This is a genomic window from Nocardioides salarius (assembly GCF_016907435.1).
GTDB lineage: Bacteria > Actinomycetota > Actinomycetes > Propionibacteriales > Nocardioidaceae > Nocardioides > Nocardioides salarius.
Genome location: NZ_JAFBBZ010000001.1, coordinates 2956012 through 2980378, shown reverse-complemented (window position 1 = coordinate 2980378; position 24367 = coordinate 2956012). Strand labels below are relative to the sequence as shown.

At 69.4% G+C, this 24367-nt stretch carries 34 protein-coding genes and 1 pseudogene; 3 read left to right on the top strand and 32 right to left on the bottom strand.

Translation table 11 applies throughout. The annotated features are described in order from the left end of the window. The 30 genes and pseudogenes from JOE61_RS14410 to JOE61_RS14265 all read right to left on the bottom strand — a co-directional run bounded on the left by JOE61_RS14410 (position 1) and on the right by JOE61_RS14265 (position 20345). The gene (locus tag JOE61_RS14410) at positions 1-576 is read right to left on the bottom strand and encodes an adenylate kinase (protein ID WP_193668488.1); all 576 of its coding nucleotides are present in this window, start codon (positions 574-576) and stop codon (positions 1-3) included. Beyond that, the gene (secY, locus tag JOE61_RS14405; protein WP_193668489.1) at positions 573-1874 is read right to left on the bottom strand and encodes a preprotein translocase subunit SecY; all 1302 of its coding nucleotides are present in this window, start codon (positions 1872-1874) and stop codon (positions 573-575) included. Before secY ends, JOE61_RS14410 begins: the two co-directional genes overlap by 4 nt. Positions 1875-2074: 200 nt before the next feature. Continuing rightward, on the bottom strand, positions 2075-2518 hold the full coding sequence (gene rplO, locus JOE61_RS14400) for a 50S ribosomal protein L15 (protein ID WP_193668490.1): 444 nt from the start codon (positions 2516-2518) through the stop codon (positions 2075-2077). A gap of 1 nt (position 2519) precedes the next feature. Then, complete coding sequence (gene rpmD / locus JOE61_RS14395; RefSeq protein WP_193668491.1) at positions 2520-2702, bottom strand: 50S ribosomal protein L30; 183 nt, start codon at positions 2700-2702, stop codon at positions 2520-2522. Then, positions 2702-3319 (bottom strand): 30S ribosomal protein S5, encoded by a 618-nt coding sequence (gene rpsE / locus JOE61_RS14390; protein WP_179614231.1) that lies wholly within the window; start codon positions 3317-3319, stop codon positions 2702-2704. Before rpsE ends, rpmD begins: the two co-directional genes overlap by 1 nt. Positions 3320-3356: 37 nt before the next feature. Beyond that, positions 3357-3740 (bottom strand): 50S ribosomal protein L18, encoded by a 384-nt coding sequence (gene rplR, locus JOE61_RS14385; RefSeq protein WP_193668673.1) that lies wholly within the window; start codon positions 3738-3740, stop codon positions 3357-3359. 2 nt (positions 3741-3742) lie between these two features. Further along, complete coding sequence (rplF, locus tag JOE61_RS14380; RefSeq protein WP_193668492.1) at positions 3743-4282, bottom strand: 50S ribosomal protein L6; 540 nt, start codon at positions 4280-4282, stop codon at positions 3743-3745. Between the two features lie 29 nt (positions 4283-4311). Next, positions 4312-4719 carry a 30S ribosomal protein S8 gene (rpsH, locus tag JOE61_RS14375; protein ID WP_179614234.1) on the bottom strand — a complete coding sequence of 136 codons (408 nt, stop codon included), beginning with the start codon at positions 4717-4719 and terminating at the stop codon, positions 4312-4314. Between the two features lie 91 nt (positions 4720-4810). Further along, entirely contained in the window at positions 4811-4996 is a 186-nt protein-coding gene (locus tag JOE61_RS14370) for a type Z 30S ribosomal protein S14 (RefSeq protein ID WP_011757321.1), read from the bottom strand. Between the two features lies 1 nt (position 4997). Next, positions 4998-5588 (bottom strand): 50S ribosomal protein L5, encoded by a 591-nt coding sequence (rplE, locus tag JOE61_RS14365; RefSeq protein ID WP_204797247.1) that lies wholly within the window; start codon positions 5586-5588, stop codon positions 4998-5000. A gap of 1 nt (position 5589) precedes the next feature. Continuing rightward, complete coding sequence (gene rplX, locus JOE61_RS14360; protein ID WP_227491581.1) at positions 5590-5952, bottom strand: 50S ribosomal protein L24; 363 nt, start codon at positions 5950-5952, stop codon at positions 5590-5592. A 3-nt stretch (positions 5953-5955) separates the two neighbouring features. Further along, positions 5956-6324, bottom strand: a complete 369-nt coding sequence (gene rplN / locus JOE61_RS14355) for a 50S ribosomal protein L14 (protein ID WP_068105909.1) — start codon at positions 6322-6324, stop codon at positions 5956-5958. Between the two features lie 94 nt (positions 6325-6418). Further along, complete coding sequence (rpsQ, locus tag JOE61_RS14350) at positions 6419-6700, bottom strand: 30S ribosomal protein S17 (protein WP_179614235.1); 282 nt, start codon at positions 6698-6700, stop codon at positions 6419-6421. Beyond that, complete coding sequence (gene rpmC, locus JOE61_RS14345) at positions 6697-6945, bottom strand: 50S ribosomal protein L29 (RefSeq protein ID WP_193668493.1); 249 nt, start codon at positions 6943-6945, stop codon at positions 6697-6699. Before rpmC ends, rpsQ begins: the two co-directional genes overlap by 4 nt. After that, on the bottom strand, positions 6945-7364 hold the full coding sequence (gene rplP / locus JOE61_RS14340; protein WP_193668494.1) for a 50S ribosomal protein L16: 420 nt from the start codon (positions 7362-7364) through the stop codon (positions 6945-6947). The genes rpmC and rplP overlap by 1 nt, the downstream gene beginning before the upstream one ends. Positions 7365-7367: 3 nt before the next feature. After that, positions 7368-8204 (bottom strand): 30S ribosomal protein S3, encoded by an 837-nt coding sequence (gene rpsC / locus JOE61_RS14335; RefSeq protein WP_193668495.1) that lies wholly within the window; start codon positions 8202-8204, stop codon positions 7368-7370. Then, on the bottom strand, positions 8204-8650 hold the full coding sequence (gene rplV, locus JOE61_RS14330) for a 50S ribosomal protein L22 (RefSeq protein ID WP_193668496.1): 447 nt from the start codon (positions 8648-8650) through the stop codon (positions 8204-8206). The genes rpsC and rplV overlap by 1 nt, the downstream gene beginning before the upstream one ends. Then, positions 8647-8928, bottom strand: coding sequence for a 30S ribosomal protein S19 (gene rpsS / locus JOE61_RS14325; RefSeq protein WP_179614239.1), 282 nt, complete (start codon positions 8926-8928; stop codon positions 8647-8649). The genes rplV and rpsS overlap by 4 nt, the downstream gene beginning before the upstream one ends. Positions 8929-8933: 5 nt before the next feature. Further along, positions 8934-9770, bottom strand: coding sequence for a 50S ribosomal protein L2 (rplB, locus tag JOE61_RS14320; protein ID WP_193668497.1), 837 nt, complete (start codon positions 9768-9770; stop codon positions 8934-8936). A 31-nt stretch (positions 9771-9801) separates the two neighbouring features. After that, positions 9802-10107, bottom strand: a complete 306-nt coding sequence (gene rplW, locus JOE61_RS14315) for a 50S ribosomal protein L23 (protein WP_179614241.1) — start codon at positions 10105-10107, stop codon at positions 9802-9804. A 2-nt stretch (positions 10108-10109) separates the two neighbouring features. Then, positions 10110-10727, bottom strand: a pseudogene (gene rplD / locus JOE61_RS14310) (50S ribosomal protein L4); the annotation flags it as partial. A gap of 2 nt (positions 10728-10729) precedes the next feature. Further along, positions 10730-11389 (bottom strand): 50S ribosomal protein L3, encoded by a 660-nt coding sequence (gene rplC / locus JOE61_RS14305; RefSeq protein ID WP_193668499.1) that lies wholly within the window; start codon positions 11387-11389, stop codon positions 10730-10732. Between the two features lie 11 nt (positions 11390-11400). Then, entirely contained in the window at positions 11401-11709 is a 309-nt protein-coding gene (gene rpsJ / locus JOE61_RS14300) for a 30S ribosomal protein S10 (protein WP_008360994.1), read from the bottom strand. A 386-nt stretch (positions 11710-12095) separates the two neighbouring features. Next, complete coding sequence (gene trmB, locus JOE61_RS14295; RefSeq protein ID WP_193668500.1) at positions 12096-12827, bottom strand: tRNA (guanosine(46)-N7)-methyltransferase TrmB; 732 nt, start codon at positions 12825-12827, stop codon at positions 12096-12098. Between the two features lie 147 nt (positions 12828-12974). After that, positions 12975-14168 (bottom strand): elongation factor Tu, encoded by a 1194-nt coding sequence (gene tuf, locus JOE61_RS14290; protein WP_193668501.1) that lies wholly within the window; start codon positions 14166-14168, stop codon positions 12975-12977. A gap of 72 nt (positions 14169-14240) precedes the next feature. Beyond that, positions 14241-16352 (bottom strand): elongation factor G, encoded by a 2112-nt coding sequence (fusA, locus tag JOE61_RS14285; protein ID WP_193668502.1) that lies wholly within the window; start codon positions 16350-16352, stop codon positions 14241-14243. 74 nt (positions 16353-16426) lie between these two features. Then, a complete protein-coding gene (gene rpsG / locus JOE61_RS14280) occupies positions 16427-16897 on the bottom strand; it encodes a 30S ribosomal protein S7 (protein ID WP_193668503.1) in 471 nt (156 codons plus the stop codon). 1 nt (position 16898) lies between these two features. After that, on the bottom strand, positions 16899-17273 hold the full coding sequence (rpsL, locus tag JOE61_RS14275) for a 30S ribosomal protein S12 (RefSeq protein WP_179517431.1): 375 nt from the start codon (positions 17271-17273) through the stop codon (positions 16899-16901). A gap of 219 nt (positions 17274-17492) precedes the next feature. After that, positions 17493-18782, bottom strand: a complete 1290-nt coding sequence (locus JOE61_RS14270; protein ID WP_193668504.1) for an MFS transporter — start codon at positions 18780-18782, stop codon at positions 17493-17495. Positions 18783-18884: 102 nt separating this feature from the next. After that, positions 18885-20345 carry an NCS2 family permease gene (locus tag JOE61_RS14265; protein WP_307823027.1) on the bottom strand — a complete coding sequence of 487 codons (1461 nt, stop codon included), beginning with the start codon at positions 20343-20345 and terminating at the stop codon, positions 18885-18887. Positions 20346-20425: 80 nt separating this feature from the next. Between JOE61_RS14265 and JOE61_RS14260 the strand changes: the two genes are divergently transcribed. Together JOE61_RS14260 and JOE61_RS14255 are read left to right on the top strand one after the other, a co-directional pair. Further along, entirely contained in the window at positions 20426-20716 is a 291-nt protein-coding gene (locus tag JOE61_RS14260; protein WP_307823026.1) for a DUF2530 domain-containing protein, read from the top strand. Then, on the top strand, positions 20713-21354 hold the full coding sequence (locus JOE61_RS14255) for a class I SAM-dependent methyltransferase (protein WP_193668506.1): 642 nt from the start codon (positions 20713-20715) through the stop codon (positions 21352-21354). The genes JOE61_RS14260 and JOE61_RS14255 overlap by 4 nt, the downstream gene beginning before the upstream one ends. 19 nt (positions 21355-21373) lie before the next feature. Here the strand turns inward: JOE61_RS14255 and JOE61_RS14250 are convergent, their stop codons facing one another. Next, entirely contained in the window at positions 21374-22156 is a 783-nt protein-coding gene (locus JOE61_RS14250; protein ID WP_193668507.1) for a DUF3027 domain-containing protein, read from the bottom strand. A 110-nt stretch (positions 22157-22266) separates the two neighbouring features. On the opposite strand from JOE61_RS14250, the gene JOE61_RS14245 reads away from it, so the two are divergent. Beyond that, positions 22267-23745 carry an MFS transporter gene (locus JOE61_RS14245; RefSeq protein ID WP_193668508.1) on the top strand — a complete coding sequence of 493 codons (1479 nt, stop codon included), beginning with the start codon at positions 22267-22269 and terminating at the stop codon, positions 23743-23745. 140 nt (positions 23746-23885) lie between these two features. On the opposite strand, the gene JOE61_RS14240 is transcribed toward JOE61_RS14245, so the two are convergent. Continuing rightward, positions 23886-24281: a cold-shock protein gene (locus JOE61_RS14240; protein ID WP_193668509.1), complete on the bottom strand. Its 396-nt coding sequence runs from the start codon at positions 24279-24281 to the stop codon at positions 23886-23888. Between the last annotated feature and the right edge of the window lie 86 nt (positions 24282-24367).

The window sequence follows — 24367 nt, the reverse complement described above, 5'->3', positions numbered from 1 at the left end:
TCAGCCGCGCGGCGAGGAGTCGAGCGCCTCGAGCACCCGGCGGGTCACCTCGGCGACCTCGCCCATGCCGTCGACCTCGACGAGCAGGCCTCGCTCGCGGTAGACCTCGATGAGCGGCTCGGTCTGCTCGGCGTAGACCTCCTGGCGGCGCCGGATGACCTCTTCGGTGTCGTCGGCACGACCCTCGGTCTGGGCGCGCTGGAGCAGCCGCTGCACGATCTCGTCCATCTCGACCGTCAGCACCACGACGGCGTCGATGCGCTCCTCGCGGGCGCCCACCATCGCGTCGAGCTCCTCGACCTGGGCCAGGGTGCGCGGGTAGCCGTCGAGCAGGAAGCCGTTGCTGGCGTCGTCCTCGGCGATGCGGTTGGACACCATGGAGTTGGTGACCTCGTCGGGCACGTAGTCACCGGCATCCATGTAGCGCTGGGCCTCGAGTCCCAGGGGGGTCCCCTGGGAGACGTTGGCCCGGAAGATGTCACCGGTGGAGATCGCGGGCACCGAGTAGTGCTCGGCCACGAACTTGGCCTGGGTGCCCTTGCCGGCCCCCGGGGGGCCCATCAGGATCAGCCTCAACGCAGGAATCCTTCGTAGTTGCGCTGCTGGAGCTGGCTCTCGATCTGCTTCACCGTGTCGAGCGCGACGCCCACCATGATCAGGATGGAGGTGCCGCCGAACGGGAAGTTCTGGTTGGCCTCGATGAGCACCAGTGCGATCAGCGGGATGAGTGCGATCAGACCCAGGTAGAGAGCGCCCGGCAGCGTGATGCGGGACAGGACGTAGGACAGGTAGTCCTCGGTCGGCTTGCCCGCCCGGATCCCGGGGATGAAGCCGCCGTACTTCTTCATGTTGTCGGCCACCTCGTGGGGGTTGAAGGTGATCGACACGTAGAAGTAGGTGAAGAACACGATCAGCGCGAAGTAGGTGATCATGTAGAACGGGTGGTCGCCGTTGACGAAGTAGCGGCTCACGAAGGTGATCCAGCCCGAGGAGCTGTTCTGGTTGAACTGCACCGCCATCGCCGGCAGGTAGAGCAGCGACGAGGCGAAGATGACCGGGATGATGCCGGCCTGGTTCACCTTGAGCGGGATGTAGGTGGAGGAGCCGCCGAACATCTTGCGCCCGACCATGCGCCGCGCGTACTGGACCGGGATCCGGCGCTGGGCCTGCTCGATGAAGATCACCGCGGCCACGATCACCAGGCCGATGGCCAGCACGACGCCGAAGAGCCACCAGCCCTGCGACTTCTGGACCTCCCACAGTGCTGCGGGGAAGGTCGCGACGACCTGGCAGAAGATCAGGATCGACATGCCGTTGCCGACGCCCCGCTCGGTGATCAGCTCACCGAGCCACATGATGACGGCCGTGCCGGCGGTCATCGTGATCACCATGGTCAGGAACGTCGAGGTGGACTCGTCGTGCAGCAGCGGCAGCTCGCACTGCAGCAGGTTGCCCGAGCGCGCCAGCGCCACGATGCCGGTGGCCTGCAGGACCGAGAGCCCCAGCGTCAGGTAGCGCGTGTACTGGGTGATCTTGGTCTGGCCCGCCTGGCCCTCCTTCTTCAGCGCCTCGAGCCGTGGGATCACCACGACGAGCAGCTGCAGGATGATGCTGGCGGTGATGTAGGGCATGATCCCGAGCGCGAAGATCGTCAGCTGCAGCAGCGCCCCGCCCGAGAACAGGTTCACCAGGCTGTACAGGCTCGCGTTCTCGCCCTGGGAGGCCAGGTCGATGCACTGCTGCACGTTGGCGACGTCCACCCCCGGCGCCGGGATCTGGGACCCGGCCCGGAAGATCACGATGATCATCAGGACGAAGAGCAGCTTGCGCCGCAGGTCCGGCGTCCTGAAAGCGTTGGCGAAAGCGCCTAGCACGAGATCCTCTTTCTCCACACAGAATGACGGCTCCCCGGGCACACCCAGGAAGCCTCGGGAAGCCTAACAGGCTGAGCTCGCCACGATGTCACGCTCCCCGGCGGACCGGGCAACGACCCGGGGGCACCGACGACGAAGGGCGCGGGAGGCCGCCTCACGGCGGCGCTCTCCCGCGCCCTCATCGTGGTGTCGCCCTGGGCTCAGACCGTGGTGGTCGAGCCGCCGGCGGCCTCGATCTTCGAGACGGCCGAGGCCGAGAACGCCTGGGCGCTCACGTCGACCTTGACCGAGATGTCGCCCTGGCCCAGCACCTTCACCGGGTGACCGTCGCGGACGGCCCCCTTGGCGACGAGGTCCTCGACGGTGACGGTGCCACCCTCGGGGAACAGTGCGCTGAGACGGTCCAGGTTGACGACCTGGAACTCCACCTTGAACGGGTTCTTGAAGCCCTTGAGCTTCGGGAGCCGCATGTGGATGGGCATCTGGCCACCCTCGAAGGCGACCGGGACCTGGTAGCGGGCCTTGGTGCCCTTGGTACCGCGACCCGAGGTCTTGCCCTTCGAGGCCTCACCGCGACCCACGCGGGTCTTGGCGGTCTTGGCGCCCTTGGCCGGGCGCAGGTGGTGCAGCTTGAGCGTCGTCATGTCACTCGACCTCCTCGACGGTCACCAGGTGACGAACCGTGTTGACCATGCCCCGGATCTCCGGGCGGTCCTCCTTGACGACCACGTCGCCGATCCGCTTGAGACCGAGCGTGCGCAGCGTCTCGCGCTGGTTGGCCTTGAGGCCGACCAGGCCCTTGTTCTGCTGGACCTTGAGCTGTGCCATCAGGAGGACACCTCCTGCGACACGCCCGCCGGGACCTCGGTGCGCGCCTTGAGCAGCGCCGCCGGGGCGACGTCCTCGACCGGCAGCCCACGACGGGCGGCCACGGCCTCGGGCTGCTCGAGCATGCGCAGCGCCTCGACGGTCGCGTGCACGATGTTGATCTGGTTCGACGATCCCAGGGACTTGCTCAGGATGTCGTGGATGCCGGCGCACTCGAGCACCGCACGCACCGGGCCACCGGCGATCACACCGGTACCGGGCGCGGCCGGGCGGAGCATGACGACGCCAGCCGCCTTCTCCCCCTGGACCGGGTGCGGGATGGTGCCCTGGATGCGAGGGACGCGGAAGAAGTTCTTCTTCGCCTCCTCGACGCCCTTGGCGATCGCCGCGGGCACCTCCTTGGCCTTGCCGTAGCCGACGCCGACCAGACCCTCACCGTCACCGACGACCACGAGGGCGGTGAAGCTGAAGCGACGACCACCCTTCACGACCTTGGCGACACGGTTGATCGCAACGACGCGCTCGATGTAGGCGGTCTTGTCCGCGCCCTGGTTACCGCGACGGTCGTCGCGACCACGGCGCTCGCCACCACGCTGTCCGCGCTGGGCTCCGCTCATGAGACTTTCCTCTTCTCTGTTGTTGCTGTACGTGCGATCAGAAGGTCAGGCCGCCCGAGCGGGCGCCGTCCGCCAGGGCCGCGACGCGACCGTGGTACTTGTTGCCGGCGCGGTCGAAGACGACCCCGTCGACTCCGGCAGCCTTGGCGCGCTCGGCGACGAGCTCGCCGACCTTCTTCGCCTTGGCGGTCTTGTCGCCCTCGTAGCCCCGCAGGTCGCCCTCCATGGTGGAGGCGCTGGCCAGCGTCTTGCCGACGAGGTCGTCCACGACCTGGACGGAGATGTGCTTGGAGCTGCGGGTCACGACGAGACGCGGACGCTCGGCGGTGCCGTGCACCTTCTTGCGACCGCGCATCTGACGGCGCAGACGCGAACGGGTGCGCGTCGCAGTGTGCTTGTTGTTCGACAGCGAGATACCCATGGTCACTTACCAGCCTTTCCGACCTTGCGGCGGACCTGCTCGCCGGCGTAACGCACGCCCTTGCCCTTGTAGGGCTCCGGCTTGCGCAGCTTGCGGATGTTGGCCGCGACCTCACCGACGAGCTGCTTGTCGATGCCCTGGACACCGAGCTTGGTCGGGCCCTCGACCGTGAACGAGATGCCCTCGGGGGCGTCGACGATGATCGGGTGGGAGTACCCGAGCTGGAACTCCAGCTGGGTCGGGCCCTTCGAGAGGACGCGGTAGCCCACGCCGACGATCTCGAGCTTCTTCTCGTAGCCGTCGGTGACACCGACGACCATGTTGTTGACCAACGTGCGGGTCAGCCCGTGCAACGAGCGCGACTCGCGCTCGTCGTCAGGACGCTTGACGTCGAGGACGCCGTCACCCTGCTCGACGGTGATCGGGCTCGCCACGGAGTGCGAGAGGGTGCCCTTGGGCCCCTTCACAGTCACCAGCGGGCCGTCGATCGCCACGTCGACACCGGACGGGACCGCGACGGGGAGCTTGCCAATGCGCGACATGCTTCGTTTCTCCTATCTCGGTCTCGTCGTCACCAGACGTAGGCGAGGACTTCCCCACCCACGCCCTTCTGGTTTGCCTGGCGGTCGGTCAGCAGGCCCTGGCTCGTCGAGATGATCGCGACGCCCAGTCCGCCCAGCACCTTCGGGAGACCCGTGTGCTTGGCGTAGACCCGCAGGCCCGGCTTGCTGATGCGGCGAACGCCCGCGATGGAGCGCTCCCGGTTGCGGCCGTACTTGAGGGTGATGGTCAGCGTCTTGCCGACCTCGCCCTCAGCAGGCTCGGCAACGTCGAAGGAGGTGATGTACCCCTCCTGCTTGAGGATCTCCGCGACGCCCTGCTTGAGCTTGCTGTACGGCATGGTCACAGCGTCGTGGTACGCCTGGTTGGCGTTGCGCAGACGGGTCAGCATGTCTGCGATCGGGTCAGTCATCGTCATGGCCGTGAGGCCCTTTCTCCACCGTGGTTTCGCCCCTGCATCTCAAGGGCGACCTGCAGCGATCGTGTGTAGATGGAACGGGAGGTCTGGTTCACCAGCTGGACTTGGTCACGCCGGGCAGCTCGCCGCGGTGCGCCATCTCGCGCAGGCAGATCCGGCACAGGCCGAACTTGCGGTACACGGCCTTGGGGCGGCCGCAGCGCTGGCAACGGGTGTAGCCACGCACCGCGAACTTCGGCTTGCGAGCAGCCTTGACCTTCAGGGCGGTCTTCGCCATGTCAGTTCTCCTTGAACGGGAAGCCGAGCTGCTTGAGCAGCGCGCGGCCCTGGTCGTCAGTGGTGGCCGTGGTGACCACGGTGATGTCCATGCCGCGCGAGCGGTCGATCTTGTCCTGGTCGATCTCGTGGAACATGACCTGCTCGGTCAGACCGAAGGTGTAGTTGCCGCGACCGTCGAACTGGCCGGGGTTGAGCCCCCGGAAGTCGCGGATGCGGGGCAGCGCCAGGGTCAGCAGGCGGTCCAGGAACTCCCACATGCGGTCGCCGCGCAGCGTGACGTGCGCACCGATCGGCATGCCCTCGCGCAGCTTGAACTGCGCGATGGACTTGCGGGCCTTGGTCACGGTCGGCTTCTGGCCGGTGATCGCGGTGAGGTCCTTGACCGCACCCTCGATCAGCTTCGAGTCGCGCGCAGCCTCGCCGACGCCCATGTTGACCACGATCTTAGTCAGGCCGGGCACCTGCATGACGTTGGCGATCTCGAACTCCGCCTTGAGCGCGGGGAGGATCTCCTCGCGGTAGCGGGTCTTGAACCGCGGCGGCACCTTCGCCGAGATCTCCGGCGCGTCGGTGGTCTGGGTCTCAGTCATCTCAGATCTCCTTGCCGGTCTTGCGCGAGATGCGGACGCTGCGCTCGGCCTCGTAGGTCGAGCCGTCCGGGCGACGCTTGGTGACCTGGTCACGGCGGAAGCCGATCCGGGTCGTGGCGCCGTCCTCGAGCAGCATCACGTTGGAGACGTGGATGGAGGCCTCAGCGGTGATGATGCCGCCGGTGCTGCCGTCACGCCCACCCTGGTTGACGACCTTGGTGTGGCGCTTGATGCGGTTCACACCCTCGACGATCACCCGCTGCTCCTCGCGGAGCACCTGGATGACCTTGCCCTCGGCACCCTTGTCCTTGCCGGCGATCACCTTGACGGTGTCGCCCTTCTTGATGTTCACACTCTTGCCCATGGCTCAGAGCACCTCCGGGGCGAGCGAGATGATCTTCATGAACTTCTTCTCCCGAAGCTCACGACCGACGGGGCCGAAGATGCGCGTACCGCGCGGCTCGCCATCGGTCTTGAGGATCACTGCCGCGTTCTCGTCGAAGCGGATGTAGGACCCGTCGGCCCGGCGGCGCTCCTTGACGGTGCGCACGATGACGGCCTTGACGACGTCACCCTTCTTCACGTTGCCGCCGGGGATCGCGTCCTTGACGGTGGCGACGATGGTGTCGCCGATACCGGCGTAGCGCCGACCCGAGCCGCCGAGAACACGGATGCAGAGGATCTCCTTCGCACCGGTGTTGTCGGCGACCTTGAGTCGCGACTCCTGCTGAATCATCGATTTCTCCTGGTTGTCGTGCCGGTTCTCGGCGTCTCAGGGACGGCGAGCCTGGCCGAACTGGTGGGGTTGTTCGCTCGCGCGGGGCGAGGGGTCACTTGGCGCGCTCGAGGATCTCGACCACGCGCCAGCGCTTGGTCGCCGACAGCGGGCGGGTCTCCATGATCAAGACCCGGTCGCCGGTGCCGCACTCGTTCTGCTCGTCGTGCGCCTTGAGCTTGCTGGTCTTGCGCAGCACCTTGCCGTAGAGCGCGTGCTTGACGCGGTCCTCGACGGAGACGACCACGGTCTTGTCCATCTTGTCGCTGACGACGAGACCCTCGCGGACCTTGCGGTCGTTGCGCGGGGTGCCGTTGTCGACTGCCTGCTCGCTCATGCGGCACCGTCCTCGTTCTCGTCGCTGCCCGGGGTGGTCCGGATGCCGAGCTCGCGCTCACGCACCACGGTGTAGATCCGGGCGATGTCCTTCTTGACCGTCCGCAGACGACCGTGGCTCTCCAGCTGGCCGGTGGCCGCCTGGAACCGGAGGTTGAACAGCTCCTCCTTGGCCTCGCGCAGACGTGCCTCGAGGTCGACGTCGTTCATCTCGTCGAGCTCGTGGGCCTTGACACCGTTGGCCATCAGAATTCACCCGCCTCTCGCGAGATGAACCGGCACTTCATCGGGAGCTTGTGCATCGCGCGGCGCATGGCCTCGCGGGCAACGTCCTCGGTGACGCCGGAAAGTTCGAACATGACGCGGCCGGGCTTGACGTTCGCCACCCACCACTCGGGGGAACCCTTGCCCGAACCCATGCGGGTCTCGGCGGGCTTCTTGGTCAGCGGGCGGTCGGGGTAGATGTTGATCCACACCTTGCCGCCTCGCTTGATGTGACGGGTCATCGCGATACGAGCCGACTCGATCTGCCGGTTCGTGACGTAGTGACCCTCCACCGCCTGGATGCCGAAGTCACCGAAGGCGAGCTGCGTGCCGCCCTTGGCCATACCGGTCCGCTTGGGGTGGTGCTGCTTGCGGTGCTTGACGCGACGGGGCATCAACATTTCTCAGGCCTCCGATCCGGCCGTGGACTCAGCGGGGGCAGCGGCCTGGGCCGGCGCGTCGGCAGCGGGGGCCGAGCCCTCGCGGTCCGAGCGGGCCGGACGGTCGCCGCGGGAGCCGCGGCTGGGACGCTCGCCACCACGCGCGGGGCGGTTGCTGCCGCCGCGACCGGGGACACCGGCGCGCGAGGCGGCCTGGGCCTGGCGCTCGGCACGGGAGCCGGACACCTCGCCCTTGTAGATCCAGACCTTCACGCCAATGCGGCCGAAGGTGGTCTTGGCCTCGTAGAAGCCGTAGTCGATGTCGGCACGCAGGGTGTGCAGGGGCACGCGGCCCTCGCGGTAGAACTCCGTGCGCGACATCTCGGCGCCGTTGAGGCGACCCGAGCACTGGATCCGGATGCCCTTGGCACCCGAGCGCATCGTGGTCTGCATCGCCTTGCGCATCGCGCGGCGGAACTGCACGCGACCGGCGAGCTGCTCGGCGACACCCTGGGCGACGAGCTGGGCGTCCATCTCGGGGCTCTTGACCTCGAGGATGTTCAGCTGCACCTGCTTGCCGGTGAGCTTCTCGAGCTCACCACGGATGCGGTCGGCCTCGGCGCCACGGCGGCCGATGACGATGCCGGGACGCGCGGTGTGGATGTCCACACGCACGCGGTCACGGGTGCGCTCGATCTCGACCTTGGCGATGCCGGCCCGCTCCATGCCCTTGCTGAGCAGCTTGCGGATGGCGACGTCCTCGCCGACGTAGGACTTGTACAGCTTGTCCGCGTACCAGCGCGACTTGTGGTCGGTGCTGATACCCAGGCGGAAGCCGTTGGGGTTGATCTTCTGTCCCATCAGGCACTCTTTCCGTTCTTCGGGCCGCGCTTGGTGGCCTTCGCGGCCACCACGTCGGCGGGCTGGACGGCCAGGGTGATGTGGCTCGTGCGCTTGTTGATGCGCGTGGCCCGGCCCTGGGCCCGCGGGCGCCAGCGCTTCATCGTGGGGCCCTCGTCGACCATCGCGACGGAGACGACGAGGTCGGCAGCGGCCAGGCCCTCGGTGGTCTCGGCGTTGGCGATGGCGCTCTCGAGGACCTTGTAGACGGTCTGCGCCGCGGCCTGGGGCGCGAACTGCAGCAGCGCCAGGGCCTCGTCGACGGCCATGCCGCGGACCATGTCCACGACCCGGCGCGCCTTCATCGGCGTGATCCGCGTGAAGCGGGCGGTCGCGAAGGCCCCCGGCTGGTCGCCGAGAAGCGTCTCGCGGCGGGCACTCGTGCGCATGCGCTCGGTGGTGCTCATCGGCGACGTCCCTTCCGGTCTTCCTTGACGTGTCCGCGGTACGTGCGGGTCGGGGCGAACTCGCCCAGCTTGTGACCGACCATCGAGTCGGTGACGAAGACCGGGACGTGCTTGCGACCGTCGTGCACGGCGATCGTGTGACCGATCATGTCCGGCACGATCATCGACCGGCGCGACCAGGTCTTGATGACGTTGTGGGTGCCCTTCTCGTTCTCCGCGTCCACCTTCTTCTGCAGGTGGCCATCGATGAAGGGGCCCTTCTTCAGGCTGCGAGGCATGTCGTTTACTTCCTACCCTTGCCGGACTTGCGGCGACGGATGATCTGGGAGTCGGAGGCCTTGCGCTTGCGCGTGCGGCCCTCGGGCTTGCCCCAGGGGGACACCGGGTGACGTCCACCGGACGTCTTGCCCTCGCCACCACCGTGCGGGTGGTCGACCGGGTTCATGACCACACCGCGCACGGTCGGGCGCTTGCCCTTCCAGCGCATGCGGCCGGCCTTGCCCCAGTTGATGTTCGACTGCTCGGCGTTGCCGACCTCGCCGAGCGTGGCGCGGCAGCGCACGTCGACGAAGCGCATCTCGCCGGAGGGCAGGCGCAGCGTGGCGCGCGAGCCCTCGCGGGCCACGAGCTGGGCGGAGTTGCCGGCCGAGCGGGCGATCTTGGCGCCGCCGCCGGGACGCATCTCCACGCAGTGGATCGTGGAACCCACCGGGATGTTGCGCAGCGGGAGGTTGTTGCCGGTCTTGATGTCAGCACCGGTGCCCGACTCGACCACGGTGCCCTGCGCCAGGCCGCGAGGAGCGATGATGTAGCGCTTCTCGCCGTCGGCGTAGTGCAGCAGCGCGATGCGCGCCGTGCGGTTCGGGTCGTACTCGATGTGGGCGACCTTCGCGGGGACGCCGTCCTTGTCGTAGCGACGGAAGTCGATGATCCGGTAGGCACGCTTGTGACCGCCACCCTGGTGCCGGGTGGTGATCCGGCCCTGGTTGTTGCGGCCGCCCTTCTTGGGCAGCGGCACCGTCAGCGACTTCTCCGGCGTCGTGCGAGTGATCTCGACGAAGTCGGCGACCGACGAGCCGCGTCGGCCCGGCGTTGTCGGCTTGTACTTGCGGATAGCCATGTGTGTTCAGTCCTCGTGTCGTCAGGCCCGGTCAGGAGACCGGACCTCCGAAGATGTCGATGCGGTGACCCTCGGCGAGGCTGACGATGGCGCGCTTGGTGTCCTTGCGCTTGCCCAGCCCGTTGCGCGTGCGACGGGTCTTGCCGGGGCGGTTCAGCGTGTTCACCGAGGTGACCTTGACGTTGAAGATCTTCTCGACGGCGATCTTGATCTCGGTCTTGTTGGCGTCGGGGCGCACCACGAACGTGTACTTGTTCGTGTCGAGGAGGCTGTAGCTCTTCTCGGAGACGACCGGCGCGAGCAGCACGTCGCGGTGGTCCTTGTGCAGGGTGCTCACTTGGAAACCTCCTTGGTCGACGTGGCGGTGCCGGCGACGAGCGCGTCGTAGGCGCCCTTGCTGAACACGATGTCGTCGGCCGCGAGCACGTCGTAGGTGTTGAGCTGGTCGACGGCGACGACGTGGACCTCGGGCGCGTTGCGCAGCGAGAGCCAGGTCGTGGAGTCGGCGCGCTCGAGCACGACGAGGAACTTGGTGCGGTCGGTCAGCTCGGCCAGCGAGGCCAGTGCGGCCTTGGTGGCGGGCTTCTCGCCCTGGACGAGCGACTCGACGACGTGGATGCGGTCGTGGCGGGCCCGGTCGGAGAGGGCACCGCGCAGGGCGGCGACCTTCATCTTCTTGGGCGTGCGCTGGTCGTAGCTGCGCGGCTGCGGGCCGTGCACGGTGCCACCACCGGCGAACTGGGGCGCGCGGGTCGAGCCCTGGCGGGCGCGACCGGTGCCCTTCTGCTTGTAGGGCTTGCGGCCACCGCCGCGGACCTCGCCGCGGGTCTTGGTGGCGTGCGTGCCCTGGCGGGCCGCGGCCTGCTGCGCGACGACGACCTGGTGGATCAACGGGACGTTGACCTTGGCGTCGAAGATGTCGGCGGGCAGGTCGACCTTGACGGTCTTGACAGCCATGCTCAGGCCTCCTGGGTCTTCTTGGCGGCCGAACGCAGCACCACGAGACCACCCTTGGGGCCGGGGACGGCACCCTTCAGCAGGATCAGGCCCTTGTCGGTGTCGACGGCGTGCACGGTGATGTTCTGGGTGGTGACGGTGTCGTTACCCATGCGACCGGCCATCCGCTGACCACGGAACACACGACCCGGCGTGGCGCAGGCGCCGATCGAGCCGGGCTTGCGGTGGTTGCGGTGGGCACCGTGCGAGGCGGAGACACCGGCGAAGCCGTGACGCTTCATGACGCCGGCGAAGCCCTTGCCCTTGCTGGTGCCGGTCACGTCGATCTCCTCGCCGGCGGCGAAGGTGTCGACCGCGAGCTCCTGGCCCACGGTGTACTCAGCGGCCGCGGAGGTGCGGAGCTCGACGAGGTGGCGGCGCGGGGTGAGACCCGCCTTGGCGAAGTGACCGGCGCTCGGCTTGTTCACCTTGCGGCCCTCGATCTCGCCGTACCCGATCTGCACGGCGTTGTAGCCGTCGACCTCGGGAGTGCGGACCTGGGTGACCACGTTGGTGCTCGCAGCGATCACGGTCACGGGGACGACGCGGTTGTTCTCGTCCCACAGCTGGGTCATGCCGAGCTTGGTGCCCAGCAGCCCCTTCATGTTGTGTTCGATCGTCATGTCCTCGGACCTCAGAGCTTGATCTCGATGTCGACACCGGCCGGAAGGTCGAGACGCATCAGCGAGTCGACGGTCTTCGGGGTGGGGTCGATGATGTCGATGAGGCGCTTGTGGGTGCGCATCTCGAAGTGCTCGCGGGAATCCTTGTACTTGTGGGGCGAGCGGATGACGCAGTACACGTTCTTCTCGGTCGGCAGCGGCACCGGGCCGGCGACCTTGGCACCCGTGCGGGTGACCGTGTCCACGATCTTGCGCGCCGAGGTGTCGATCACCTCGTGGTCATAGGCCTTGAGCCTGATGCGGATCTTCTGTCCCGCCATAGGTCTCTCTCGTCCTTACTTCTCATCTGCCGCGTGCGTGTCCGGGACGTCCTCGGGCTTGAGTCGGTCCCCCCTGCTGTCCTTCACCCCAGCCGACCCCCGCGGTCGGGCGTGTCGCGGTCCGGAACCGAATTCCGGGCGCAACACAGGACCGGGTCCTGCCTGCTGTGCTGTCTGGGTGACGCCCGACGGTTCGTCGGGCTGATCGGGTCTCCCCCCTGCTGTGCAGCAGGAGCGGTGCGGCTGCACGCCGAGCACCGAGCCACGATCCATCAGGTGATGGGGAGACGCGATTCAGTAGTCAAGGTGTGCCGCACCCCGGCGACCCGCCGGAGCAACCTGAACATCTTGGCAGACCAGCCGGACCTCGTCCAAATCGAGGCGGCTCAGTGCTTGGCGTAGGTCAGGTCGGTGATCTCGCGACCGGCCTCGCGGCCCTTGCGCTCGAACTTCGTGACCGGCCGGTCCTGCCACCGCGGCACCCGCCCGCCCGAGAGAGCCGGCTCGGCGTCGAGCACCTCGAGCATCTGGTCGGCGTAGTCGGCCCAGTCGGTGGCCAGGCGCCACAGGCCGCCGACCTGCAGCCGTGAGGCCACCACGGCGGCGAAGCCCGGCGAGACCAGGCGCCGCTTGTGGTGGCGCGTCTTGGGCCAGGGGTCGGGGAAGAACGTCCACAGCTCCGCGAGGCCGCCCTCGGGCACCAGGTGCTCCAGGCACCAGGCGGCGTCGACGGAGCAGAAGCGCACGTTGTCGGCGCCCGCCGCCGCGACCTCGGCCAGCGAGGCCGCCACGCCGGGGCGCCACACCTCCAGCGCCAGGACGTTGACGTCGGGGCGCGCCGCGGCCAGCACGCCGGTGGCCTCCCCCACCCCGCAGCCGATCTCCACGACCAGCGGGGCCTCGCGCCCGAACCACGAGGCGACGTCGACGTCCGCGCGGTCGACCTCCTCGTCGGGCACCACCCACGCCTGCGCGTGGGCGTCCCAGGCCTCCTGCTGGCTCGGAGTGAACCTGCTGCCGCGTCGCGAGTAGCTGAGCACCTCGCGCATCCGGCGGCCGTCGTCGGTCAGCTTCTGGTGCGGACGCGCGGGGGCGGTGCGCAGGTGGTGCTCGGACATGGCTCCATCATCGCGGGTGCTTCGTCGGGACGCGGAATCCGCGTCGCGCCCCGGCCGGCGGGAGTCCGGACACGCAGAACGGCCCCGGACCTGGAGGTCCGGGGCCGTGCTGGTGGTGCTGGGGTGCCGGTCAGCGACCGGCGGGGATCACTTGGTGATCTTGGTGACCCGGCCGGCGCCGACGGTGCGGCCACCCTCCCGGATCGCGAAGCGCAGGCCCTCGTCCATGGCGATCGGCTGGATCAGCTCGACCGACATCTCCGTGTTGTCACCCGGCATGACCATCTCGGTGCCCTCGGGGAGGGTCACGACGCCGGTCACGTCCGTGGTGCGGAAGTAGAACTGCGGGCGGTAGTTGTTGAAGAACGGCGTGTGGCGGCCGCCCTCCTCCTTCGACAGGATGTAGACCGACGCGTCGAAGTTGGTGTGCGGGGTCGTGGTGCCCGGCTTGATGACGACCATGCCGCGCTCGACGTCCTCGCGCTTGGTACCGCGCAGGAGCAGACCGACGTTCTCACCGGCCTGGCCCTCGTCGAGCAGCTTGCGGAACATCTCGACGCCGGTGACCGTGGACTTCTGCGAGGTCTCGCGGATGCCGACGATCTCGACCTCCTCGTTCACCTTGACGATGCCGCGCTCGATGCGACCGGTGATGACGGTGCCACGACCGGTGATCGTGAAGACGTCCTCGACGGGCATCAGGAACGGCTTGTCGGTGTCGCGCTCGGGCTGCGGGATGTAGGAGTCCACCGCGTCCATGAGCTCGGCGATGGAGTCGACCCACTTCTGCTCGCCCTGCAGCGCCGGGAAGGCCGCCACCTGGACGACCGGCAGGTCGTCACCCGGGAAGTCGTACTCCGAGAGGAGCTCGCGCACCTCCATCTCGACGAGCTCGATGAGCTCCTCGTCGTCGACCATGTCGCACTTGTTGAGCGCCACGACCAGGGCCGGCACGCCGACCTGGCGGGCGAGCAGCACGTGCTCACGCGTCTGCGGCATCGGGCCGTCGGTGGCGGCGACCACGAGGATCGCGCCGTCCATCTGCGCCGCGCCCGTGATCATGTTCTTCACGTAGTCGGCGTGACCGGGGCAGTCGACGTGCGCGTAGTGGCGCGCCTCGGTCTGGTACTCGATGTGCGCGATCGAGATGGTGATGCCGCGCTGACGCTCCTCGGGTGCCTTGTCGATGGAGTCGAACGGCGACTCCTCGTTGAGGTCCGGGTGCTTGTCGTGAAGCACCTTCGAGATGGCCGCGGTCAGCGTCGTCTTGCCGTGGTCGATGTGACCGATGGTGCCGATGTTGACGTGCGGCTTGGTCCGCTCGAACTTCGCCTTAGCCACTGGGGGCTCCTCCTGGTGTGGGTTGGTACTTGACTCGTACTTGCTGGGATGGTGCCGAGGAACTCGGAGAGACTACTCGCCGCGAACCTTCTTGATGATCTCGTCGGCGATGTTCGAAGGAACCTCGGCGTACGAGTCGAACTCCATCGAGTACGACGCCTGGCCGGAGGTCTTGGACCTCAGGTCTCCGACGTACCCGAACATCTCGGACAGCGGGACGAGCGCGTCGATGACCATGTCACCGTGACGCTCCTCCTGGGCCTGGATCTGGCCGCGACGGCTGTTGATGTCGCCGATGACCGTACCGAGGAAGCTCTCGGGGGTGGTCACCTCGACGGCGAACATCGGCTCGAGGAGAACCGGCTTCGCCATGCGGACGGCCTCCTTGAAGGCCTGGTTGCCGGCGATCTTGAAGGCCAGCTCCGAGGAGTCGACGTCGTGGTAGGCGCCGTCCTCGAGAGACATCTTGACGTCGACCATCGGGAAGCCGGCGAGGACGCCGAACTCCATGCCCTCCTGGGCACCCTGGTCCACCGAGGGGATGTACTCCTTGGGGACGCGGCCGCCGGTGACGTTGTTGACGAACTGGTAGCCCGCTCCGGCGCCGGTCTCCTCGTCGATGCTGGGACCGACGGAGATGACGACCTTCGCGAACTGGCCCGAACCACCGGTCTGCTTCTTGTGGGTGTAGCTGTGGTTCTTGACCTCCTTGCGGATGGTCTCGCGGTAGGCCACCTGCGGCTTGCCGACGGTGGCCTCGACGCGGAACTCGCGCTTCATCCGGTCGACCAGGATCTCCAGGTGCAGCTCGCCCATGCCGGCGATGATCGTCTGGCCGGTCTCCTCGTCGGACTTGACCGTGAAGGTCGGGTCCTCGTCGGAGAGGCGCTGGATCGCGGTGGAGAGCTTCTCCTGGTCGGACTTGGTCTTGGGCTCGATCGCGACCTCGATCACCGGGGCCGGGAAGGTCATCGACTCCAGGACCACCTGGTTCTGCGGGTCGCAGAGGGTGTGCCCGGTCTTGGTGTCCTTCAGGCCCATGACGGCCACGATCTGGCCGGCGCCGACCGACGCGATCTCCTCACGCTTGTTGGCGTGCATCTGGTAGACCTTGCCGATCCGCTCCTTGCGGCCGTTGACCGAGTTGGTCACGGTCGCGCCGGCCTCGAGCTTGCCGGAGTAGACGCGCACGTAGGTCAGCTTGCCCAGGTGCGGGTCGGCGGCGATCTTGTAGGCCAGGCCGGAGAACGGCTCGTCGTCGCTGGGCTTGCGCACGACCGGCTTGTCCTCGTCGTTGACCGCGTGGCCGGTGATGCCCTCGACGTCGATCGGGGAGGGCAGGTACTTCACGACGGCGTCGAGCAGGGGCTGGACGCCCTTGTTCTTGAACGCGGTGCCGCACAGGACCGGGTTGACCTTGTCGGCCAGGGTCGCGCGACGGATCGCGTCCTCGAGCTCCTCGACGGTGAAGTCCTCGCCCTCGAGGTACTTCATCATGATCTCGTCGTCGGCCTCGGAGAGGGTCTCGAGGAACTTCTCGCGGTACTCGGCGGCCTGCTCGGCCATCTCCGCGGGGATCTCCTCGATCTCGTAGTCCTCACCCATGGTCGTCTCGCCGCGCCAGGTCAGGGCACGCATGCCGACCAGGTCGACGACGCCGAGGAAGTCGGACTCCGCGCCGATCGGCAGCTGGAGCACGAGCGGGGTGGAGTTGAGGCGCTCGACCATCATCTCGACGCAGCGGAAGAAGTCCGCACCGGTGCGGTCGAGCTTGTTGACGAAGCACATCCGGGGCACGGAGTACTTGTTGGCCTGGCGCCACACCGTCATGGTCTGGGGCTCGACACCGGCCACGCCGTCGAAGACGGCCACGGCACCGTCGAGCACCCGCAGGGAGCGCTCGACCTCGGCCGTGAAGTCCACGTGGCCGGGGGTGTCGATGATGTTGATCTGGTGGTCCTTCCACCAGCAGGTGGTCGCAGCAGAGGTGATCGTGATGCCACGCTCCTGCTCCTGCTCCATCCAGTCCATCGTGGCGCCGCCGTCGTGGACCTCACCGATCTTGTAGGTGATGCCGGTGTAGAAGAGGATGCGCTCGGTGGTGGTCGTCTTGCCGGCATCGATGTGCGCCATGATGCCGATGTTGCGGACGACTCGGAGGTCAGTGGTGATGTTGACAGCCACGTGTGGTCGCGTTCCTTAGGTCGAAGTGTGCGGGTGGGGGGCGGGGCGGCCGGGTCGCGGCCGCCCCGCGCAGATCACCAGCGGTAGTGGGCGAAGGCCTTGTTGGACTCGGCCATCTTGTGCGTGTCCTCGCGCTTCTTCACAGCGGCACCCAGGCCGTTGGAGGCGTCGAGGATCTCGTTCATCAGGCGCTCGGACATCGTCTTCTCGCGACGGTCCGAGGCGTAGCCGACGAGCCAGCGCAGCGCGAGCGTGGTGCCGCGCGTGCCCTTGACCTCGATCGGGACCTGGTAGGTGGCGCCACCGACGCGGCGCGACTTGACCTCGATGGCCGGCTTCACGTTGTCCATGGCGCGCTTGAGCGTCACCACGGGGTCGGTGCCGGTCTTCTCGCGGCACCCCTCGAGCGCGCCGTAGACGATGCGCTGGGCGACCTGCTTCTTGCCGTCCTGGAGGACCTTGGAGACGAGCTGGGTGACCAGCTGCGACCCGTAGACCGGGTCGACGTCGAGCGGCCGCTTCGGTGCGGGACCCTTGCGCGGCATGTCAGCTCTTCTCCTTCTTCGCGCCGTACCGGCTGCGAGCCTGCTTGCGGTTCTTCACGCCCTGCGTGTCGAGCGAGCCGCGGATGATCTTGTAGCGGACACCGGGGAGGTCCTTCACCCGGCCACCGCGCACGAGCACGATGGAGTGCTCCTGGAGGTTGTGGCCGACGCCCGGGATGTAGGCCGTGACCTCGACGCCGCTGGACAGGCGCACGCGGGCGACCTTGCGCAGGGCGGAGTTCGGCTTCTTCGGGGTGGTCGTGTAGACGCGGGTGCAGACACCGCGTCGCTGGGGCGAACCCTTGAGGGCAGGCGTCTTGTTCTTGGACACCTTGTCCTGGCGGCCCTTGCGGACCAGCTGGTTGATCGTGGGCACCGAGTGGTTCCCCTTCTGTTCTCTCTCAGTACGCCGCACTCTGCAGCGCACGATGTTCAAGCGGAGTCTCGACGGAGGTGCTCCGCCGTGTCCGGGTGGTGCTTGCCTTCCGGCGTTGCTCGCCCCCGAGGTCGGGCGTGTCGCCCTGGTCAGGAGCCGCCTGCGTGCGGCGGCCTGTGGCTTGTCGGCCCGGAGCAGCGACGGTCCTGATCCGCCGACCTACTTCCGAGCACGCGCAACGGCCTGGTTGTCCCAGACACGAGGAACGAGGCTACCGGGCGCCCGGAGGCCGGTCAAAACGCGCCGACCCCCCAGGAACGCGACGCTGGCGAGCAGGGTGCCGAGCACCGTCAGCACGCCTCCCACGACCAGGGTCCAGCGGGCACCGAACGTCTCGCCCACCCAGCCGATGAAGGGCGCGCCCAGCGGGGTGCCACCGATGAAGATCATCATGTAGAGCGCCATCACCCGGCCCCGCATCTCGGGGGCCGTGGACAGCTGCAGGTGCGTGTTGGCGCTGGTGATCATGGTCAGCGCCGAGAGGCCCAGCAACGGGCACAGCAGCGCGAAGACGACGTACGACGGCGCGAGCCCGGCCACCACCTCGATCGCACCGAAGGCCAGCGCCGCCCCGACCACGAGCCGGTGGCGCACCCGGACCCGCCGGGCGGCCACCAGTGACCCGGTCAGCGAGCCGACCGCCAGGAAGGTGCCGAGCAGGCCGTACTCGGTGGGGCCCTTGTCGAAGACCTCGGTGGCCATCAGGGCGCTGGTCATCTGGAAGTTCAGGCCGAAGGTCCCCGCGGAGAAGACGATGCCCAGCAGCAGGAGCAGGTCGGGGCGGCCGCGGACGTAGGCGACGCCCTCGCGCACCTGGCCGGGGCGGCGCACCGAGGGCTCGGGGGTGCGCAGCAACGAGGCGTCGAGCGCCCGCAGGGTCAGCACCGGGGCGGCGTAGCTCAGCCCGTTGAGCAGGATCACCCAGCCGGTGCCGCCCACTCCCCCGCCGAAGCCGGCGATCAGCAGCCCGGCCAGCGCCGGGCCGACCAGCCGGGCGGTGTTGAAGCTGGCGGAGTTCAGGCCGACCGCGTTGGCCAGGTCGTCGGGGCCCACGATCTCGGAGACGAACGACTGGCGGGCCGGGGCGTCGAAGGCCGAGGCCACCCCCAGCACCAGGGCCAGCACGTAGACGTGCCAGATCTGGGCGGTGCCGGTGACGGCGAGCAGGCCCAGCACCAGGGCCGGGACGGCCATCCCGATGTTGGTCAGCTGCAGCAGGCGTCGCTTGGGGATGCGGTCGGCCACCAGCCCGGCCCACGGCGAGAGCAGCAGGAAGGGCAGGAACTGCAGGCCCGTGGTGATGCCGATGGCGGCCCCCGAGCCGGTCAGCAGCAGCACCAGCCAGTCCTGGGCCACCCGCTGCATCCAGGTGCCGGTGTTGGACACCAGGGAGCCGGCGGCGTAGCGCCGGTAGTTCGGGTGGGACAGGGAACGGAAGGTGGGGCTCAACCAGGCTCTCTCACGGGGTCAGCGGCCGTCGGGTCACGGCGCCGGGTCAACACCACGGCACCCGCGGATGTTCCGCGGGCGAGACGTGGGAGGAGAGCGTCGTCAGGTGAGCAGGTCGGTGATCGGACCGATCGCGAAGTAGACCAGGAACAGCGCCGAGACCAGCCACAGCAGCGGGTGCACCTGACGGGCCTTGCCCACGACCAGCTTGATCAGCACGTAGGCCAGGAACCCGGCCCCGATGCCGACCGAGATGGAGTAGGTGAAGGGCATCAGCACGATGGTCAGGAAGGCCGGCAGCGCGATCTCGACGTCGGACCAGGTGATCTCGGTGACCTGCTGCATCATCAGGAAGCCCACGAGCACGAGCGCCGGCACGGCCGCCTCGGACGGGATCGCCGAGACGACCGGGGTGAAGAACATCGTGAGTAGGAAGAGCAGGCCGGTCACCACGGAGGCGAGCCCGGTGCGCGCCCCCTCGCCGACGCCCGAGGCGGACTCGATGTAGGAGGTGTTGGACGAGACGCCACCCGCACCACCGGCGATGGCGGCCACCGAGTCGACGACCAGGATCCGCTGCATCCGCGGCGGGGTGCCCTCCTCGTCGTTGAGTCCCGCCTCGGCGCCGATGGCGGTCATCGTGCCCATGGTGTCGAAGAAGTCGGCCAGCATCAGCGAGAAGACCAGCAGCAGCGCGGCCACGACACCGATCGAGGTGAACGCGCCGAACAGCGAGAACTGCCCCAGGGTGCCGAAGTCGGGCAGGTCGACGAAGCCGTCGAAGCGCGGCACGGTCAGCGACCAGCCGCCCGGGTTGTCGTTGCGCGCACCCAGCTCGAGCACCGCCTCGAGGACGAGCGCCACGACGGTGGTGGCCAGGATCGCGATCAGGATCGCGCCGCGCACCCGGCGTACCCACAGGGCCACCAGCAGCACCAGGCCGCCCGCGAAGACCAGGACCGGCCAGCCCGAGAGGGTGCCGGTGGTGCCCAGCTGCACGGGCACCGAGGTGCCCGCGGCGTCGGGGATGCGGCTGACGAAGCCGGCGTCGACGAAGCCGATGAGGGCGATGAACAGCCCGATGCCGACCGAGATCGCGACCTTGAGCTGGGTGGGCACGGCGTGGAAGACCGCGGTGCGGAAGCCGGTGAGCACCAGCACCAGGATCGCGATGCCCTCGAGCACCACCAGGCCCATCGCGTCGGCCCAGGTCGACTGGGTGGCCACCGAGAAGGCGACGAAGGCGTTGAGGCCCAGCCCGGCCGCCAGGGCCAGCGGGAAGTTGGCCAGCGAGCCCATCAGGATCGTCAGCACGCCCGCGACCAGCGCGGTGCCGGCCGCGATCGCCGGCAGGTTCGACCCGTCGCCGGGCCCGCCGCCCAGGTAGTTGCCCTCCGAGTCGGCGACGAACCCGAGGATCAGCGGGTTCAGCACGACGATGTAGGCCATCGTCAGGAAGGTCACGACACCGCCGCGCACCTCCCGTCCGAGGGTCGAGCCGCGCTCGGAGATCTTGAAGAAGCCGTCGATACCGGACCTGGCCGGCGCCGTGGGGGTGCTCACGGGCGCCAAGCATCCCAGCAGCCGCCCTGCCGCCGCCACGCGGGTCGGGACCGGGTGGTCGTGGCCACTAGAGTCGCGGCGTGGACCTGCGCGACGACCAGCCCGGCAAGCACGAGATCGGCAACCGGACCTTCCTCGTGGCCGACGTCGAGCCCCTCGACGTCGACGGGGTGCGCACGGTCGAGGTCGGCACCGCGCTGTGGCTGGTCGGGTTCGTGGCGCTGCTGCCATTCTACGGCGAGCTGCAGGCGCAGGACCGCACCTGGTGGGTGTGGACCTGCCTGACCGGCTTCGGGCTGGGGCTGCTCGGGCTGGAGTACTGCCGGCGCCGGCGCGCCACCCGCCGCGAGCTCGACGAGCCGTCGGCATGAGCACCCACGCGGACCCGCCGCCCAGCCGCTGGGCCCGCTCGGGACCCCAGGCCACCGAGGGCTTCGGCCGACGCTTCGCCGAGCTCGTGGCCACCGGCCAGGACGTCGACGGGGAGGCCCGGCTCGCCGACGCGCTGCTGCCGCGCGGGGCCCGGGTGCTCGACGTGGGGGCCGGGATGGGCCGCGTCAGCGCCGCCCTGCAGGCGCGTGGGCACCGGGTCACGGCCGTCGAGCCCGACGGCGGGCTGGTCGCCCAGTGCCGAGCGACGTACCCGACGGTCGACGTGGTGCAGGCCGACCTGCTCGAGCTCGACGACGCCCGGGTGGGCGGCGTCCTCGGCGACCGGGCGCACCAGGTCGACCTGGTGGTCTGCGTCGGCAACGTGGTCGTCTTCCTCGCCGAGGGCACCGAACGGCAGGCGCTGGCCACGATGCGGGCCCGGCTGGCGCCCGGTGGGCGGCTCCTGGTCGGCTACCACCTCGTCGGCGGGCCCGAGCACGCCCGCAGCTACCCGCCCGAGGAGTTCGTGCAGGACGCCGCCGCGGCCGGGCTGCGCGTGCAGCACCGCTTCGGCTCCTACGAGCTGGCAGCGCCCTCGGACGAGTACGCCGTGTGGGTGTTCACCGCCGACGCCTGAGCGTCGGCGCCGGGGCTGGCTAGCGCCGCCGCCCCTCGAGCGGGTCCAGCGCGAGGGTGTCGAAGACGTGCTCGGGCAGCGGCTGCGGCTCGTGCTTCTTGGCCAGGCGCACCTCGGAGTGGGCTCCGCAGCCGTGGCCGAAGGCCACCACGCGACCGTCGTCGTTGGCGTTGCCGTTGGCGCAGACCCCGAAGGCCTCGGAGAGCGGCCCGGCCAGGCGCACCAGGAACCCGCAGGACCAGCAGCTGTCGGGGGCCTGCTTGGCCAGGGTGGACTCGGGGCCCTGCTCGCCGTCGTACCACCGCTGGGCGGCGAGGTCGCGGCCCTCCGGCGACAGCGTGCGCACGCGCCCCAGGCCGAGGTCCTGGGCGACCTGGCGGACCTGGGCCTTGTCGTCGGTGTCGAGCGGGTCGTCGCCGAAGAAGTAGGTCGGCACCAGGCGCGGGTCGTCCTCGTCGACCGGGAGCAGGTCGCCGGGGCCCATGTCGCCGGGCTGCATCCGCTCGCGGTAGGGCACCCACGGGGGCGCGACGATCGCCTCGTCGCCGGGGATCAGCACGACCTCGTCGATGGTGACGTGCTTCTGGCGCGGGGCGCGGGCCACGGTCACCGACCAGCGCCACCCGACGTACCCGGCTCGGGTGCAGGCGAACTGGTGGGTGACGACGCGCTCGGCCTCGACGACGTGGCCGAGGTGCTCGCCGACGTCGGCAGCACCCACGTCGGAGACGAGGGCCTCGCGCGCCACCTCGACGGCAGCGACGGCGACGGCATCGGGCTTGACCCGGGCGATGGTGCTCACGGCCCGACATCATGCCTGCTGGCCCCACCTCCCGGCGAGGGCGCCCCCTCCCCCGCGGCTCGCGGCGTGCTGGCGCACGCGCCATCGGGGCCACCAGGCAGGATGTGCCCATGCCGTCGCAGCGCCCCGACCACGACGCCGCCGGGGCCCCGTCGGGGTCCTCCGGCGAGCGCGCCCGCGCGGTCGGCCGGGGCCTGGGCTCCGGCGCCAGGGTGACGGCTCGCGGCGCCGCGAGCGCGGCACGCGGCGCCACCCGGGCCACCACGCGGGCCAGCCGGTACGTCGGGCGCCAGGCCCAGCGGGCCGCCAACGCCGAGGGCGCCGAGCAGTCGGGCCTCAACCGGCTCTTCTACCTGCACTTCTTCAACACCGCCGGCGACGCGGCGGTCGCGATCTCGTTGGCCGGCAGCCTGTTCTTCACCGTCCCCTCGGGCGAGGCCCGCGGCCAGGTGGCGCTCTTCCTGGGCCTGACCATGCTGCCCTTCGCCATCGTGGCCCCGCTGATCGGGCCGTTCCTCGACCGGTTCAGCCACGGGCGCAGGTGGGCCATCGGCTCGACCATGGCGATCCGCGCCTTCCTGTGCTGGGGCCTGGCGGGCGCGGTCACCGGCGACTCGCCGTGGCTCTTCGCCGCCGCACTGGGCGTGCTGGTCTCCTCCAAGGCCTACGGCGTGACCAGGGCCGCCGCGGTGCCCCGCCTGCTGCCGCGGGGGGTGTCGCTGGTCAAGGCCAACGGCCGGGTCTCGCTCTCGGGCATCCTCGGCGCCACCATCTCGGCGCCGCTGGCGGGGCTGGCCTCGCTCGTCGGCCCGGAGTGGTCGCTGCGCTACGCGTTCGTGCTCTTCGTGGTGGCCACCGTCTTCGCCATCAAGCTGCCCGAGCGCGTGGACTCCTCGGTCGGCGAGGAGGTGCTGGTGCTGATGGCGCCCGGCGACTCGGTGCGCGTCGACGCACCGGCGCCGGGGCGCCGGGGGTCCGCCCCGGCCGGCGCCCGTCCCCGCACCCGCATCCCGACCTCGGTCGCCTTCGCGCTGCGCGCCAACTGCGGGCCCCGGTGGCTCAGCGGGTTCCTGCTGATGTTCATGGCCTTCCTGCTGCGCGAGAACCCTCCCGAGAGCGGCCTGCGCGCCGAGGTGCTCATCGGGCTCGTGGTCGCCGCGGCCGGGCTCGGCAACGCCGGTGGCGTGGCGGTGGCCTCGCTGCTGCGCAACCTGCACCCCGGCACCACCGTCGTGCTGGTGCTGGCCCTCGACGCCGCCGCGGCGCTTCTGGCCACGGTGTTCTACGGCGTGCTGCCCCTGGTCGCGCTCGGCCTGTGCGCCGGGCTGGCCCAGTCGCTGGCCAAGTTCTGCCTTGACGCGACCATCCAGAGCGACGTGCCCACCAAGGTCCAGGCCAGCGCCTTCGCCCGCAGCGACACCACGCTGCAGCTCGCGTGGGTGGTGGGCGGCTTCGTCGGCATCGCCCTGCCCCTCGACCCCCCGCGCCTCGGGCTGGGCGTGGCCTTCGCCGTGCTCGCGGCCTGGATGTTCTTCGTGCTCGCCGGTCGCAGTCGCCGCTACCCCGGCGAGGTGCCCGTCACCGGCTGAGCGCCGACGCCGTACCGGCTCGGGGGGTCCCCCGGCCGGCGGGAGATTCATCGGGCACCCGACGGAACTGGCGCTACCTCCATGAAGGTTCAGTCGGGCAGCGCGAGGTTCATCGGGTACCCGATGAATCTCGCGGCCGGCTAGCGCTCGAGCTCGTCGGCGAGGGCCCGCAGCAGCTTGGCGACGGGGGCGGCGGTGCGCGCGTCGGGGTGCCGGCCGTGGCGGTAGGTCTCGCTGACGCCGTCGAGCAGGCGGATCAGGTCCTCGACGATGGGGGCCATGTCGTCGGGACGCTTGCGGCGCGCGGCCTGCTGGTTGCGGCTGACCGAGGCGGGCTGGTCGAGCACCCGCACCTGCAGCGCCTGGTCACCGCGCCGGCCCTGGGCGATGCCGAACTCGACGCGGGTGCCGGCCTTGAGGGTCGTGGTGCCCTCGGGCAGCGCCTCGGCGCGCACGTGCACGTCGGGGCCGTCCTCCTGCGACAGGAAGCCGAAGCCCTTGTCGGCGTCGTACCACTTCACCTTGCCTCTGGGCACAGCAGCGTCCTCGGTCTCTGGTCGTCGTCGGGTCTGCAGCCCGGCGAGAGCGCCGGACGGCAAAGGATAGGCAGGCGCGGGCGCGG

Bases quoted from the DNA above. Each gene is read 5' to 3' on its own strand.
- rplO (WP_193668490.1), bottom strand. From the start codon at position 2,518: ATGACGACGCTCAAGCTGCACCACCTGCGCCCGGCCAAGGGCGCCAAG.
- rpmD (WP_193668491.1), bottom strand. From the start codon at position 2,702: ATGGCACAGCTCAAGGTCCAGCAGAACAAGGGCCTGGTCGGCCTCAAG.
- rpsE (WP_179614231.1), bottom strand. From the start codon at position 3,319: ATGAGCGGAGCCCAGCGCGGACAGCGTGGTGGCGAGCGCCGTGGTCGC.
- rplR (WP_193668673.1), bottom strand. From the start codon at position 3,740: ATGGGTATCTCGCTGTCGAACAACAAGCACACTGCGACGCGCACCCGT.
- rplF (WP_193668492.1), bottom strand. From the start codon at position 4,282: ATGTCGCGCATTGGCAAGCTCCCCGTCGCGGTCCCGTCCGGTGTCGAC.
- rpsH (WP_179614234.1), bottom strand. From the start codon at position 4,719: ATGACGATGACTGACCCGATCGCAGACATGCTGACCCGTCTGCGCAAC.
- JOE61_RS14370 (WP_011757321.1), bottom strand. From the start codon at position 4,996: ATGGCGAAGACCGCCCTGAAGGTCAAGGCTGCTCGCAAGCCGAAGTTC.
- rplE (WP_204797247.1), bottom strand. From the start codon at position 5,588: ATGACTGAGACCCAGACCACCGACGCGCCGGAGATCTCGGCGAAGGTG.
- rplX (WP_227491581.1), bottom strand. From the start codon at position 5,952: ATGGGCAAGAGTGTGAACATCAAGAAGGGCGACACCGTCAAGGTGATC.
- rplN (WP_068105909.1), bottom strand. From the start codon at position 6,324: ATGATTCAGCAGGAGTCGCGACTCAAGGTCGCCGACAACACCGGTGCG.
- rpsQ (WP_179614235.1), bottom strand. From the start codon at position 6,700: ATGAGCGAGCAGGCAGTCGACAACGGCACCCCGCGCAACGACCGCAAG.
- rpmC (WP_193668493.1), bottom strand. From the start codon at position 6,945: ATGGCCAACGGTGTCAAGGCCCACGAGCTCGACGAGATGAACGACGTC.
- rplP (WP_193668494.1), bottom strand. From the start codon at position 7,364: ATGTTGATGCCCCGTCGCGTCAAGCACCGCAAGCAGCACCACCCCAAG.
- rpsC (WP_193668495.1), bottom strand. From the start codon at position 8,204: ATGGGACAGAAGATCAACCCCAACGGCTTCCGCCTGGGTATCAGCACC.
- rplV (WP_193668496.1), bottom strand. From the start codon at position 8,650: ATGAGCACCACCGAGCGCATGCGCACGAGTGCCCGCCGCGAGACGCTT.
- rpsS (WP_179614239.1), bottom strand. From the start codon at position 8,928: ATGCCTCGCAGCCTGAAGAAGGGCCCCTTCATCGATGGCCACCTGCAG.
- rplB (WP_193668497.1), bottom strand. From the start codon at position 9,770: ATGGCTATCCGCAAGTACAAGCCGACAACGCCGGGCCGACGCGGCTCG.
- rplC (WP_193668499.1), bottom strand. From the start codon at position 11,389: ATGACGATCGAACACAACATGAAGGGGCTGCTGGGCACCAAGCTCGGC.
- rpsJ (WP_008360994.1), bottom strand. From the start codon at position 11,709: ATGGCGGGACAGAAGATCCGCATCAGGCTCAAGGCCTATGACCACGAG.
- trmB (WP_193668500.1), bottom strand. From the start codon at position 12,827: ATGTCCGAGCACCACCTGCGCACCGCCCCCGCGCGTCCGCACCAGAAG.
- rpsG (WP_193668503.1), bottom strand. From the start codon at position 16,897: ATGCCGCGCAAGGGTCCCGCACCGAAGCGGCCGCTCGACGTCGACCCG.
- JOE61_RS14255 (WP_193668506.1), top strand. From the start codon at position 20,713: ATGAGCACCCACGCGGACCCGCCGCCCAGCCGCTGGGCCCGCTCGGGA.
- JOE61_RS14245 (WP_193668508.1), top strand. From the start codon at position 22,267: ATGCCGTCGCAGCGCCCCGACCACGACGCCGCCGGGGCCCCGTCGGGG.